This is a genomic window from Paenibacillus sp. FSL W8-0919 (assembly GCF_038003785.1).
In the GTDB taxonomy this organism is placed as follows: Bacteria; Bacillota; Bacilli; order Paenibacillales; family Paenibacillaceae; genus Paenibacillus_AQ; species Paenibacillus_AQ lactis.
This window is the reverse complement of sequence record NZ_JBBOPV010000001.1, coordinates 1,802,085-1,816,321: the sequence shown is the minus strand read 5'-3', so window position 1 is coordinate 1,816,321 and position 14,237 is coordinate 1,802,085. Positions and strand designations below refer to the sequence as shown.

12 protein-coding genes are annotated in these 14,237 nt (G+C 55.8%); 2 read left to right on the top strand and 10 right to left on the bottom strand.

The window, feature by feature from the left end; translation table 11 throughout:
* Positions 1-125: 125 nt before the first annotated feature.
* Complete coding sequence (locus tag NST44_RS07835; RefSeq protein ID WP_144868631.1) at positions 126-1,571, top strand: VanW family protein; 1,446 nt, start codon at positions 126-128, stop codon at positions 1,569-1,571.
* A 148-nt stretch (positions 1,572-1,719) separates the two neighbouring features.
* Here NST44_RS07835 and NST44_RS07830 read toward each other — a convergent pair whose 3' ends face one another.
* Positions 1,720-2,448 (bottom strand): polymer-forming cytoskeletal protein, encoded by a 729-nt coding sequence (locus tag NST44_RS07830; protein WP_028406896.1) that lies wholly within the window; start codon positions 2,446-2,448, stop codon positions 1,720-1,722.
* Between the two features lie 375 nt (positions 2,449-2,823).
* Between NST44_RS07830 and NST44_RS07825 the strand changes: the two genes are divergently transcribed.
* A complete protein-coding gene (locus NST44_RS07825; RefSeq protein WP_210093980.1) occupies positions 2,824-3,600 on the top strand; it encodes an alpha/beta hydrolase in 777 nt (258 codons plus the stop codon).
* A gap of 107 nt (positions 3,601-3,707) precedes the next feature.
* On the opposite strand, the gene argH is transcribed toward NST44_RS07825, so the two are convergent.
* The 9 genes from argH to NST44_RS07780 form a co-directional block, all read right to left on the bottom strand.
* Entirely contained in the window at positions 3,708-5,123 is a 1,416-nt protein-coding gene (argH, locus tag NST44_RS07820) for an argininosuccinate lyase (RefSeq protein ID WP_028406894.1), read from the bottom strand.
* 203 nt (positions 5,124-5,326) lie between these two features.
* Positions 5,327-6,559: an argininosuccinate synthase gene (locus NST44_RS07815; protein WP_028406893.1), complete on the bottom strand. Its 1,233-nt coding sequence runs from the start codon at positions 6,557-6,559 to the stop codon at positions 5,327-5,329.
* Positions 6,560-6,715: 156 nt separating this feature from the next.
* Positions 6,716-7,672 (bottom strand): ornithine carbamoyltransferase, encoded by a 957-nt coding sequence (gene argF / locus NST44_RS07810; protein ID WP_210093982.1) that lies wholly within the window; start codon positions 7,670-7,672, stop codon positions 6,716-6,718.
* A gap of 51 nt (positions 7,673-7,723) precedes the next feature.
* Positions 7,724-8,962, bottom strand: coding sequence for an acetylornithine transaminase (locus NST44_RS07805; protein ID WP_210093983.1), 1,239 nt, complete (start codon positions 8,960-8,962; stop codon positions 7,724-7,726).
* A gap of 199 nt (positions 8,963-9,161) precedes the next feature.
* Positions 9,162-9,941, bottom strand: coding sequence for an acetylglutamate kinase (gene argB / locus NST44_RS07800; protein ID WP_186311061.1), 780 nt, complete (start codon positions 9,939-9,941; stop codon positions 9,162-9,164).
* A gap of 87 nt (positions 9,942-10,028) precedes the next feature.
* Positions 10,029-11,255 carry a bifunctional glutamate N-acetyltransferase/amino-acid acetyltransferase ArgJ gene (gene argJ, locus NST44_RS07795; RefSeq protein ID WP_210093984.1) on the bottom strand — a complete coding sequence of 409 codons (1,227 nt, stop codon included), beginning with the start codon at positions 11,253-11,255 and terminating at the stop codon, positions 10,029-10,031.
* A gap of 18 nt (positions 11,256-11,273) precedes the next feature.
* Entirely contained in the window at positions 11,274-12,326 is a 1,053-nt protein-coding gene (gene argC / locus NST44_RS07790) for an N-acetyl-gamma-glutamyl-phosphate reductase (protein WP_210093985.1), read from the bottom strand.
* Positions 12,327-12,533: 207 nt separating this feature from the next.
* The gene (locus tag NST44_RS07785; RefSeq protein WP_210093986.1) at positions 12,534-13,109 is read right to left on the bottom strand and encodes a GNAT family N-acetyltransferase; all 576 of its coding nucleotides are present in this window, start codon (positions 13,107-13,109) and stop codon (positions 12,534-12,536) included.
* 213 nt (positions 13,110-13,322) lie between these two features.
* Positions 13,323-14,228, bottom strand: a complete 906-nt coding sequence (locus NST44_RS07780) for a YitT family protein (protein WP_210093987.1) — start codon at positions 14,226-14,228, stop codon at positions 13,323-13,325.
* Between the last annotated feature and the right edge of the window lie 9 nt (positions 14,229-14,237).

Genomic DNA, 14,237 nt, shown 5'->3' with positions numbered 1-14,237 from the left:
CACAACACCACCTATTGTAACAAATTTGTTACCTTTTGAGTACCCGAAAGTTTATCCCCATCGTGACATATACATGAACAAGCGCATGAACGTCGGCCAATACGAAGTTAAGAGGGTGGTTTTGCATGAAAAAAATTCATCTTGGTCTCATCATTGTCAGCAGTTTGGTGCTGGTCCTCTCCGTAGGATTCGGCATGCTGACCCTGTACGTCAATCAGAAGGAGCTTCCTGAAGGGGTTGTCGTGTCCGGATGGGATGTCGGCGGCAGGCCCGCCGATGAGGTACTGGCCGAGCTCGATCAGCGGCTGGCTGCCCTGGCCGGCACGAAGGTCAAGCTGCAGGCGGCCATGCTGAAGGGGAAGACGGAGACGTTTACACTGAAGGAGGCTGGAGTTCGATATGATGCGGAATCGTTCCGGGAGGCTGTAAGCAAGCTCCAGGACAACTCCGGCACCTTATGGGAACAGATGTGGTTCAGGCGAAACTTTCGGTCAGAATGGGAAATTTCCGCCGCGTGGAACCGGGACCTGCTGAAGAAGCGGCTTAATGAGGAATGGGAGAAGGAGCGATTCGGAGAGCCCGTCAATGCCGTGCGGAGCATTTCCGAGGATGATATCGTCAGATACATGCCGGAGAAGACTGCTTACCGCATCGATTGGGCCATGTTATATGATCGGCTGGGGGCAGCGCTGCCGGGCGACCTGTCGGCGGCCGGGAAGCAGGCGGGCACCGAGTTGGTGCTGGAATTGCCTCTAAACCTTGAGAAGCCCCCCGTGACGCTAGAGTCGCTTCAGGCGGAAGGCATAGCGCGCAAGATCGTCGAGTTCTCAACAAGCCTTGGAGCCAGCGGGCCCGGAAGGGTCCATAACGTAACGGCGGCGGCCAAGGCGGTAGACGGCATGATCTTGAAGCCGGGCGATGAATTCAATTATGCGCACGTCATCGATACCGCCAAGAAGGAATACGGCTTCAAGGAAGCGCCTGTTATCGTAAACGGCAAGCTCGTGCCGGGAATCGGCGGCGGCATCTGCCAAGTATCAAGCACGGTGTATCACGCCGCCCTCATGATCGGGCTTGACATCACCGAGCGCCGGAATCACTCTCTGCCGGTCAGCTATATGCCTAAGGGGCAGGATGCCACTTTTGCCGAAGGGGCGATTAACTTCCGCTTCCGCAATAACACCGGGAAGCATCTGCTCATTCTCTCCGAAGTATCGGACGATGCGCTGACGGTCAAAATGTTCGGAACCTTTCCCGAAGATACCGTCTATGAGCTGGAATCCTCGACGATCGAAACGCTGCCATCACCGGAAAAGATCATCCACAACAAAGCGCTGCCGCCAGGCTTCAAGCAGGTCATTCAGCAGGGCAAGCCCGGTTATGTAGTCGAAACATTCCGGACCAAAAAGGTGAACGGCAAGCTTGTGGAACGCGTTAAAATTTCCACGGATACGTACCGCGCCCAAGACAGCATCGTTGCCATCAATCCGACCCATGACGACGGGATGCCGGTACCTAACGAAACGCCTAAGGAAGAGGTGGTGGAAGACGGAATTACGGCCGCGCCTTAACATGCTTGACTAACTTCATGCGATACGCGTGACTCTTCTGTGCGTGCAGGGGATCTATAGACATGAAAAAAAGAACTGCCCCATAGTAGAAAAACTACTTATGGGGCAGTTCCCTAGCGTATGATTTCAGCATGCCCGTCTTGCCGGCTTAAAATCTGTGCGCCGTCCCGATCTCCGCCTCGGGATCCCGGCTCAGCTCATCCCGGAACTCGACCTGCCGCACCTTGCATCCCTTGCCGAGAATAACCCGGTTACCGCGAACCATATCGGCTTCAACGTATTCCAAATCCAGAACGTCTCCCTCAATTACCCGGGCCTCCAGCCTTGGCCCGCTTAAGGAGAACGACAGCATCTCCCACAGCCGCTTGCCCTTACGGCGCACCGTTATCCGGTCGCCGATGACCTCCAGGGCCTTGCAGCGTCCGAATAGACGGATATCTCCGTTACCAAGATGCAGCCGGCCGCTGATGTTAAAGCTTCCTCTAAGCTCCGCCCATTCGCTCCGAACATCGCCATGTCCGCGGAGATTGCCGCTTAACGTGAGCCGTTCGGATTCCGAATCGCCATGAATGCTGCAGTGCCCCCCGATCTCGATGAAACGGCTGCGCAGCTGATCCTTCAGGTTCAAGTTGCCGGCCACATTTAGGCTTTCCGCCTCAACGGCCCCATGGACGGTGCCGGATCCGTTCACGCGAAGCTTCTGCGTCATCAAGGATCCGTTCACGCTCATATTCCCGTTCGCAACCAAGTCGACGCATTCGATATCGCCGTTGATTTGGCCCGAGCCGTCGATGCGAACTTTGCCGTACCGGCCGCCCGTTGCATTCCCGGTACCGGCAATTTTCAGATCGGACAGCTTCTCTTCATAGGGTATCATGGTAGTCCTCCTCCAATATATTACATAGGGTGAAATCACCTTATATAGTCGTTATAGTCGGTTATTATAAGTCGTCGAATGGTATCTTCATTCTATCGTTACATTAAGAATTCCACCCTTGTCGGCGGAATCCTCTGCCGGATCACAAAAGGAGCATCAGCTCTACGCTGGTGAGCTCCGTTCTCTTAGTAGATTATCACAACAGCATCCCTCGCTAAACCGCCTGATGGCTGAATCTTTCCTCGGTCTTGAGACCGAGGCGTTAAAAAGAATGGCAGGGAAATTTTACAGCTGCAGCCTGCTAAATTATGATATGATCCCATATGTAAACGCATTAGCTATTTCTGATCCTGATGATGAAAGGGGATACATACCATGGCTTTGATTCAATGTCATTTCTTCTCCGAAGTGCTTGGGCTCAGCACGTCCATGACCGTCATCTTGCCGCAGCAGACCTCCGCACAGATCGGCATGACCAATACGGCAGGCAGCGGCCTGCATCCAACGCTGTACCTTCTGCACGGCTTGTCCGATGACGATTCGATCTGGCTCCGCCGCACCTCTATTGAGCGCTATGTGGCCTCCATGGGATTAGCGGTCGTCATGCCGCAGGTACACCGCAGCTTCTATACCGACATGGAGCACGGCGGCAAATACTGGACCTTCATCAGCGAGGAGCTGCCGGCTCTCGCCCGCTCCTTCTTCCCGCTCTCCCATGCCAGGGAGGATAATTTTGTCGCCGGCCTGTCGATGGGCGGTTACGGTGCGTTCAAGCTCGGACTGCGCTGCCCGCAAACGTTCGCGGCGGCTGCAAGCCTGTCCGGTGCGCTTGATATGGTGAGCCGGATCGGCCCTGCCGAAGACCGGCATTATGACAACAGGCTCATCTACGGGGACCGCGACATTTCCGGAACGGACGACGACTTGCTGCATTTGGTGAGCAAGGTGGACGCCAGCGATGGACCGAAGCCGATGCTGTACCAGTGCTGCGGAACCGAGGACTTCCTGTATGAGGATAACCAGTCCTTCCGCCAGGTCTGCGAGCAGACCTCGCTGGACTACACCTATCAGGAAGGACCGGGGGGTCATGATTGGGGCTACTGGGACACCCATATTCAAGATGTGTTAAAGTGGCTCCCTCTGAAAAAGTAAACCCAAGTAAAAAAATGCACTCTTAAGCGAGGGCCCCTGCGGCTGCAGCCGGCGCTTTCGCTCCATGAGTGCATTTTTTCATTATTGCATGTATTCAGCTGATGGGATTACTCCACATTGCCTTGCCGAAGAGCAAGCCACTCCTCGGTCGCCTGCAGCAGCTTCACGCTGCGCTCGATCGCATCCTTCACCTGAGCGGTCGCCGTGCCGCCGTATACGTTTCGGGCGTTAACCACCGTCTCCGGCTGCAGAACGCCGTAAATGCTGTCATCAAACAGCTCCGAGAACTGACGGAATTCCTCCAGCGTCAAGTCCAGCAAATATTTGTTATTCTGGATGCAGTACAGCACCGTTTTGCCGATCACCTCATGCGCCTGCCGGAACGGCAGTCCCTTGCCGACCAAGAAATCCGCAATGTCCGTCGCATTCGAGAAGTCCGTATTCACCGCTTCGCGCATGCGCCCCTTGTTGACCTTCATCGTGGCAATCATCGGCGCGAACAGTTGCAGCGCTCCTTCCAGCGTGGCTACCGTATCGAACATGCCTTCCTTGTCCTCCTGCATGTCCTTGTTGTAAGCAAGCGGAAGCGACTTCAGCACGGTGAGCAGGCCCATCAGATTGCCGTATACGCGTCCGGTTTTGCCGCGAACCAGCTCCGGCACGTCCGGATTTTTCTTCTGCGGCATGATGCTGCTGCCGGTGCAGAATGCATCGTCAAGCTCAATGAAATTGAACTCCGTGCTGCTCCACAGCACCAGCTCTTCGCTTAAGCGGGACAGATGCATCATGATGATCGAAGCGTCCGCCAAAAATTCGAGAATGAAGTCGCGATCGCTGACCGCATCCAAGCTGTTCTCGTACACGCCGTCGAAGCCGAGCTGCTCGGCGACATAGTGCCGGTCGATCGGGAACGTCGTGCCGGCAAGCGCTCCGGCGCCCAGCGGCAAGATATTGATCCGTTTGTAGCTGTCGATCAGCCGGTCGATATCCCGCTGGAACATCGACACGTACGCCATCAGATGATGGGCGAACAGAATCGGCTGCGCGCGCTGCAGATGCGTATATCCCGGAATGATCGTATCCAGATTGTCCTTGGCCTGTCCGATCAGCGCCGTCTGAAGCTCATGCAGCATGCCGGTCAGTGCAACGACACGGTTGCGCAGGTACAGATGCATATCCGTCGCTACCTGGTCGTTCCGGCTTCGTCCGGTATGGAGTTTCCCGCCGACCGGCCCGACTTCCTCAATGAGATTTTTCTCGATATTCATATGAATGTCCTCGTCCGAAACCGAGAACTCGATGCTTCCTTCGCGGATGCGCTCAAGCACTTTATTCAAGCCCGCTTTGATCGTCTCCACATCCTCGACCGGCACGATGCCGCACTTACCCAGCATGGATACATGCGCCAGACTGCCCTGGATGTCCTCCTCCGCCAGCTGCTTGTCAAAACCGATGGAAGCCGTGTACTCCTCCACCAGCGCGTTGGTCTGCTTCGTAAAACGTCCGCCCCATAACTTGCTCACAACACTTGCCCCTCTCTGTTTGAAGGCAGAGGGCCGCTTCCCGCCGGGGATGGCAGCAAGAGCACCTGCTTAAAGGCTGCTCCTGTCCGCGAATCCCAAGCATGAAAACGGCCTTCAGCCCCTTCATTACTTGCATAGCTTTGCGTGGCTTACAATGCTTATCTTGTTTGCATTTTATAAAATGAACTTTTGAACTGGATTGCTTACTTATTCTGGTTTACACCTGCCGCCACTTTCAGCCGCAGCGCGTTCAGGCGGATAAAGCCGGTAGCATCGCCTTGATCATAGGCTTGCGTTGGGTCGGCCTCCATCGTGGCGATATCCGGATTGTACAAGCTGACCGGGCTCTTCACGCCGGCGCCGATCACATTGCCCTTGTACAGCTTCACGCGCACCGTGCCGGTGACGTTCTTCTGGCTTTCCGTTACCAGCGCCTGCAGCGCCAAACGCTCCGGCGCAAACCAGAAGCCGTTGTACACGAGCGTGCTGTATCGGGTGATCAGGCTGTCGCGCAGGTTCATTACTTCGCGGTCCATGGTGATGGACTCCATTTTGCGATGGGCGGTGAACAGAATCGTTCCGCCTGGCGTCTCATAAACGCCGCGGCTCTTCATGCCGACGAAGCGGTTCTCCACCATGTCGACGCGGCCGATGCCGTGCTTGCCGCCAAGCTCGTTGAGCTTCTCCATCACCTGCAGCGGGCTCATCGCCTCACCGTTGAGGGCAACGACATTGCCCTGCTTGAATTCCAGCTCCAGATATTCCGCCTCATCCGGCGCATCCTCAGGCGAAACGCTGAGCAGATACATGTCCTTGCTTGCCTCCGCGCTTGCGTCAAACCAAGGATCTTCCAGCACGCCGCTCTCGTAGCTGATATGAAGCAGGTTGCGGTCCATCGAATACGATTTCGCCGCAGAAGCCGTGACCGGAATGCCGTGCGCTTCCGCATATGCGATCATCTCGGCGCGTCCCGGGAAGGAGTTGCGGAACTCCTCAAGGCGCCATGGCGCAATTACATCAATGTCAGGAGCAAGTCCGGCTACGCCGAGCTCGAAGCGCACCTGGTCATTGCCCTTGCCCGTTGCCCCGTGAGCGATCGCCGTAGCGCCTTCCGCGCGTGCAATCTCCACCATGCGCTTGGCGATAAGGGGACGCGCGATGCTTGTGCCGAGCAGGTATTGCCCTTCATACATCGCTCCCGCTTGGAACATCGGGAAGATGAAATCTTTAGCGAACTCGTCGCGCAGGTCGTCGATATATACTTTGGAGGCGCCGGTAGCGAGCGCTTTTTCCTCCAGGCCGTCCAGCTCTTCTTTCTGGCCGATGTCCGCCGTGAACGCAATGATTTCAGCGTCATACGTTTCCTTGAGCCATTTGAGGATAACGGACGTATCCAGACCGCCGGAATACGCCAATACGATTTTTTGCTTTGCCATGGTTAAACTCCCTCTCCTTGTAACTAACAAATCCTATTCTTGCGTCTTTCACAAGCTAGACCAACAAACGGTCCAATCTTCGTATTTCAAGATTCGATGCCGAATTGCTCCTTGACTCACTTCATGACCCAAGGATGACTTTTTGAACAACCTCTATTATGCCATTAATGCAACCATTAACGCTTTTTGCGCATGCAGCCGGTTCTCGGCCTGATCAAAAATGACGGAGTTCGCGCCGTCGATCACGCCTTCGCTAACCTCTTCGCCCCGATGGGCCGGCAAACAGTGCAGGAACAAGTAATCCGGCTTCGCCGCCTTGACCAGCTCCTCGTTCACCTGAAAATCCGCAAAAGCGGCCTCCCGTTCGGCTTGCTCCTCTTCAAAGCCCATGCTCGCCCATACATCGGTATAGATGACATCGGCATCCTTGGCAGCTTCGATCGGATCATGCGTGATCGTGATTTTTCCACCGGTTTGCGCCGCAATCTCTTCGCTCAGCTTCACAATGCCTTCATCCGGCATATAACCCTCAGGGCTCGCTACCGCCACATGCATGCCCATCTTTGCTCCGCCGATCAGCAGGGAATGCGCCATATTGTTGCCGTCCCCGATAAAGGCCATTTTCAGCCCCTTCAGCTTGCCCTTATGCTCCAGCACCGTCTGCAGGTCAGCCAGCACCTGGCAAGGATGCGCCATGTCGCTCAAGCCGTTGATCACCGGAATGGATGCATGCTTCGCGAGGTTGATGACATTGTCGTGCCCGAAGGTACGGATCATGATGCCGTCCAGATAACGGGACATGACCTGCGCCGTATCGCTGATCGGCTCCCCGCGTCCGAGCTGAATATCGTTCTTGCTCAAGAAGAGCGCATGGCCGCCCAATTGGAACATGCCGACCTCGAAGGAGACCCGGGTCCGTGTCGAGGATTTCTCGAAAATAAGTCCGAGCGTCTTCCCCTTTAACGGCTGGTACACCTCTCCGTTCTTCTGCTTACGCTTTAGCTCGATCGCCGAGTCCAGCAAAAACTGGATTTCCTCGGTGGAATACTCGTCCAATTCGATCATATCCCGGCCTTTCAAGCTGATTCCCTGTAGTTGTCCGCTAGCGGTCATCCCCTTGTCCTCCTTGCTGTTTGCTGTATTTTTCTATTGTATCATGACTTTCTATGCTTGGTTAACCGCCGTATGGGCATGAATAATATCCGTAAGGATCGACACCGCCTGATCAATTTCCTCCCGTGTGACAAGCAAATTCGGAAGGAGGCGGATCACATTCGGTCCTGCGGTTACGAACAGCAGTCCGCGGCGCTGCCCCTCCAGCACCAGCTCGCCAACCGGCTCCGCGCATTCAATGCCGATCAGAAGGCCTTTTCCGCGAATGCTTTTCACAAAAGGAATTCCCGCAAGCTTCTCTTGCAGCTGAGCCGTCAAGTATTCGCCCGCTTCCGCTGCGCGCTGAGCCACGCTGTCCTCCAGCATCGCCTCGATCGTAGCGGCTACCACCGCGCTTGCCAGCGGCGTCCCGCCAAAGGTCGATCCATGGCTGCCTGCCGTAAAGGCATCGCGCAGATAGCCCTTCCCGAGCATCGCGCCGACCGGGAAGCCGGAGCCAAGCCCCTTGGCTACCGTGAAAATATCCGGCTCGATGCCGTAATGCTCATGCGCGAACAGCTTGCCGGTCCGGCCCATGCCGGTCTGCACCTCGTCAACGATGAGCAGCAGCCCGTGCTGCTTGCACAGCTCCGTGACGGCCTGTAAGAATTCAGGTTCGACCGGATGCACGCCGCCTTCGGCCTGCACCATCTCGATCATGATGGCCGCGGTGTTGTCGTTAATCGCCGCTTCCAGTGCCGGCAGGTCATGCAGCGGAACGCTCAGGAAGCCGGCAGGGAGCGGAAGGAAGCCTTCCTTCACCTTGTCTTGTCCCGTAGCGGTCAGCGTGGCCAGCGTCCGGCCGTGGAAAGACTGCGTAAAGGTAATGATCTCATAACGGCCGCTGCCCTTCACCTTCTGGTGATAGCGGCGAGCCAGCTTGATCGCGGCTTCGTTCGCCTCCGCGCCGCTGTTGCAGAAGAAGACCGCGTCCGCGCAGGTGTTTGCGGTCAGCAGCGCCGCTGCTTTTTCCTGTCCCGGAATATGGAACAGATTCGAGACGTGCCACAGCTCATCCAGCTGGGCCTTCAGCTTCTCCTTCACCTTAACCGGGGCATGCCCGAGATTGGTTACCGCAAGCCCGGCCATAAAGTCCAAATATTTATTGCCTTGATCGTCCCACAACCAGCTGCCTTCCCCTTTGACGAGGCTGAGCGGGTATCTCGCATAGGTCTGAAACAATGAGCTCTCATGGCCTCCCGCTGCCGCATTAGCCGCTGCGCTTCCGCTTCCTTGTGCATCTTTCCCCATGACCTGTTACACTCCTTTACTTATGGCTTTGCTTAATTGAAGAAGTTGTTCAAAAAGTCGGCTTTTGATCACGAAGCCAATTAAGAAGTAAGCTCGGCATCGAATCTTGAATTCGGCCCGGCCTTCCGATCCTCAAGGGGTCTTACGAAGACCCCGTTCTATGATTGTGATTCTTCAGCTATCCGTACGGTGTTGGCGGCTACATCCGAACAATGCGCGTCCCGAGCACTTCGCCTGCGACTACGCGGCTGAGTACATTCGGCTCGCTGCCGTCCACAATGACGACCTCGCGCACCTTGCCGTGAATGCAGGCAATGGCTGCCCTGACCTTCGGAATCATGCCGCCGTAGATTTCACCCGTACCGATCATATCCTCGATCTCCTGCACCGTAACGGTCGGCAGCACCCGCTTCTCGCCCCCCGCACTCTTCATGATGCCGGGCACGTCGGTTACGACGATCATCCGGGCTACGCCGAGATGAGAAGCGACTGCGCCTGCTGCCGTATCCGCGTTAATGTTGTAGCGCTGCCCTGATGCATCGACGCCGATCGGTGCTACAACGGGCATATAGCCCATCTCCATCACGCCGTTAAGGATGGAGGACTTCACATGCGTGACATCACCAACCCAGCCGACCTCTGCGCTGTTCGCAACCGGCCGGGCTTCAATCAGGCCGCCGTCGGAGCCGGACAAGCCGAGGGCCGAGCCGCCGACGCTCTGAATCCGGCGTACGATCTGTTTGTTGATCGTGCCGGCCAGCACCATCTCCACCACATCCAGCACGTCCTCCGTCGTCTTGCGCAGACCGTTCACGAACTCGGTCTCGATCCCCAGCTTCTCCAGGTTTCCGGAGATGGCAGGCCCGCCGCCATGCACGATCACCGGCTGAACCCCCTTCTCCTGCAGTCCCTTCAAATCCTCAAAGAAGCTGTCCGGCAAGGCGGCCAGCGTACTTCCGCCGCACTTCATCACAAACATGTCTCCGCCCGCCTTATTGCCGGGCGTGGTCGCCTCCTGGTTCAACGTGCTGTTCACATCCGTCTCCTCCCGTCACTGCTTGAAGTATTATGTGCGGTAAGCCGCATTGATTCGTACATAGTCATAGGTTAAGTCGCAGCCCCAAGCGGTGGCCGATCCACTGCCTGTATGGAGCTTCACTTCGATATTCACCGTATCTCCCTGAAGATAGGCCAGTGCGGCATCCTCGTCAAAAGCCACCGGCCTCGACTGCTCCAGCACCGATATCGGTCCGATCTTAATATCGACCGTCTCGGGATTCACCGGCCGGCCGGCTCGACCTACGGCTGCAATGATACGTCCCCAGTTGGCATCGGCGCCGAACACCGCCGATTTGACCAGGCTGGAGCCGATAATCGTCTTCGCAATGGCCTGGGCGTCCTCGTCGGTCTCCGCTCCGTTAACATGGACCTCGATCAAATGCGTTGCCCCTTCGCCGTCCCGGGCAATCGCCATTGCGAGCATCCGGCACACATATTGAAAGCCGGAAGCAAAAGCTTCCCAATCCGGGTGCGCCGGCGACAGCTCATCATGCCCGGCCAGACCGCTGGCCATGGCAATCAGCATATCGTTCGTGCTCGTGTCCCCATCAACGGTAATCATATTAAAGGTCAAATCGGCCGTCTGGCGAAGCAGCTGCTGCAGCGCCTCCTGCCCGATGACCGCATCGGTGGTGACGAAGCCGAGCATGGTTGCCATGTTCGGATGAATCATGCCGGAGCCTTTCGCCGAACCGGCTATCGTTACGTTCACCCCGCCGACCGAAACGGTTACGCAGGCTTCTTTTTTCACCAAGTCCGTTGTCAGGATCGCTTGGTTAAAGGCTTCCGCTCCTTCGCGAGCGCCGCTCAGACGGCCCGGCAGGCCCTCTATGCCCGCAATCACGCGGTCCATCTTAAGCAGCTCGCCGATAACGCCTGTGGACGCCACCGCAACGTCGCTCTCCTCCACGCCAAACTCAGCGGCAGCCCGGGAACGCATCGTGTACGCATCCTCTTCACCTTGCTTGCCTGTGCACGCATTAGCATTCCCGCTGTTGACCACGATGGCGCGGAGCCTGCCGTCCGCAAGGCTTTCCCGCGTCACCTTCAGCGGAGCCGCTTGAAATACATTTGTCGTATAAACAGCTGCCGCGACAGCCGGCACCTCGCATACGATGGCGCCCAGGTCGTGGCGGTCGGTCTTCTTCAGTCCGCAGTGGAGACCGGCAGCCTTGAAGCCTTTCGGCGTCACGATGGTGCCTTCCTCCAAAATCGCAAATAAGTTATCTCCCATGTCCGTCTCCCCCGTCTGTTACGGATACACTGGCGTAAACGTAAGACCGAGGCTTTCCTCCCATCCCATCATCAGGTTCAAATTCTGGATTGCCTGCCCGGCCGCGCCCTTCACGACATTGTCGATGACCGATATGACGGTCAACCGGTTCGTTCGGGCATCCACCGCAAAGCCGATGTCGCAATAATTGGAGCCGCTAACCTCTTTCGTCGCCGGCCATACGCCGTTATCGCGAATGCGGACAAAAGAGCGATCTTTATAGTACTCGCGATACAATCCGATGAAGTCCTCTTCGGTATACGATCCCTTGAGCGTTGCATACATCGTGCTCATAATCCCGCGCGTCATCGGTACGAGATGAGTCGTAAAGGTGACGGTAACGGGCTCGCCCGATACTTGGCTGAGCACCTGCTCGATCTCCGGGATATGCTGATGCTTGTTGACCTTGTAGGCCTTGAAGTTTTCATTGATTTCCGCAAAATGCGTCATGAGGCTCGTTCCCCGTCCCGCCCCGGATACGCCGGACTTCGCGTCGATGATCAAGCTGGCCGGGTCAATCCAGCCGGCGTTAATCGCCGGGATCAGTCCAAGGAGCGTAGCGGTCGGGTAGCAGCCGGGATTCGAAATGAAATCGACGCCCTTCACTTCGTCTCCGAATACCTCGCACAAGCCGTATACGGCTTTTTCAAGAAGCTCGGACGAAGGGGCCGGATGCTTATACCACTGCTCGTAAGCAGTACCGTCCTTAAGCCTGAAATCGCCCGAGAGGTCGATAACCTTCAGCCCTGCCGCTAGGAGCTCCGGAACGAGCTTGGCGCTTACGCCGGAAGGCGTCGCCGTGAACACAAGATCCGCAGCCTGCGCAATCTCCGCAGGATTAACGCCATCCAGATTCTTCGCAACAATATTCGTCAAATGCGGGAATCCGTCCGATATCGGGACCCCGCTGCTCGATGATGAAATCACCGAAGTAATCTCGATGTAAGGATGCGCCTGCAGCAATCGGATCAGCTCCACGCCTCCATAACCGGTGGATCCTACAATGGCAACTCTCAGCTTGTTGTCTGTCATATCCTCATCCCTCTCCCACGGAACATCCGATAGACCGCGAGTGGAAAGGCGCCTGCTTGTTTGTAAGCGTCCTGATCAAGCGGTCTTATGCACGGTTGCATGATTCCAAATCCATTATCCGTCTCATAAATATGTATTATTATACGACTGTATTCATATAAATACAATGGATTCTCATAAATTGGCTGGAAATGGGTCAATCTCCCCCTATAAGTCGGACGCCCGTTCATATTCTTCTTTTAATATCGAGAATACTTTGAGATTCCAATGCCGGTCCTTCACCTTCATCGCTTTGCGCAGTGTCCCCTCATAACGCATGCCGATCTTCTCCATGACGCGTTGGGAGCCGATATTTTCCTCGAAGCAGCGGGCTTGGACCCGAATCAGATCCATTTCGCCAAAACCAAGCTTCAAGAGCGCGGAAGCCGCTTCGGTCATGATCCCCCGGCCCCAATATTCCCGAGCAAGCACATAGCCGATTTCCGCGCTTTGATGCTCAGGCTTCCACCACACGAAATCGACCGTGCCAACCAGCCTGCCGTTCTCCTTCAGTTCTATTCCCCAGGGTGCGATGTCGTGCTTGGCATATTGGGCTAATATGTATTGAATAAATCGCTTGCTGTCCTCAATCGAGCGATGAGTTTCCCATGTTACGTATTGGGCCACCTCATCATTTGAGGCATAGGCGTACATATCCTCCGCATCCCGCATCGATATTCTGCGCAAGCGCAGACGGTCGGTTTCTAGTTCGGGCAGGCTTGCATAGATCCGTTCAATCCCCATTTTTCGTAGCCTCCTCCAAGATATTAGTTTCCATTATAGGCGCTTCCCCTGAAAAAGAAAGAAAAAATTCCCTGTCGTTATTTCGACTGCGTCTTTAGTCTGCCGGGCTCCTGAATAGAACCTGTAACGGCCATGAACCGGCTCAAGGTAACAAGCCATATCCATAAAAAAAGAACGGCGCTCATACGCCGTTCTTGCATCATGTTATATGATTTAGGTTCTAATATTCCGAAAGCCTTCACCCAGCACCTCGTGTGCATTATGGATAATGACAAACGCATCCGGATCCACCGATTGGACCACCGTCTTCAGCCGGGGAATCTCGCTCTGGCCGACGACGACCATCAGAACGGTCCGGTGTTCGCCGGTATATCCGCCCTCAGCCGTCAGCTTGGTCAAGCCCCGGTCTAGATCCTCCAAAATCGCCTTCGTAATCGGCTCCGTATGATCGGAGATAATGTAAGCGACCTTGGTGAAGCTGAAGCCCAGCTCGATCGCATCAATCACCTTGCCCGTTACATATAATCCGATTAAGGCATACAGCGCTTGCTCCAATGACAGCACCATGGCTGCCGAAGAAATGACGATCGCATCCAGAATGACGATGCATAAGGAAAATGCAAGCCCGCTGTATTTATGCAGCAGCTGCGCGACAATGCTGAGTCCCCCTGTCGAGCCGCGGCCGCGGTAGACGAGCCCCATGCCGATGCCGACGCCAATCCCTCCATAAATGGAGGCGAGCAGCGGATTAGAGAGCGGAATTACCCAATCCTTGGTCAAAAACACGAATAGCGGCAGCACCACGCTTCCCAGCAGGGAGCGGACGCCATATTCGCGGCCGATCAGCCCGAAGGCGAGAAACAGCAGCGGGATATTGAGCGCCCACTGCGTGAAAGCCGGTTCAATGCCAAGCCAAGCTTGGACAAGGACGGATAACCCGGACACGCCTCCCGAGGCAATGTGGTTCGGCAGGAAAAACAGATTAAACGCCAGCGCCATAATGAAGGAGCCGGCGATAATAAAGATCGTATCGACGGTCTGACGGAGCGGACCGTTGATCGGAATGATAGGTTCCCGCCTTCTCTTGCTGGCGGATGGTTTACGAACGGACTGCGCCATGTTCTTCAA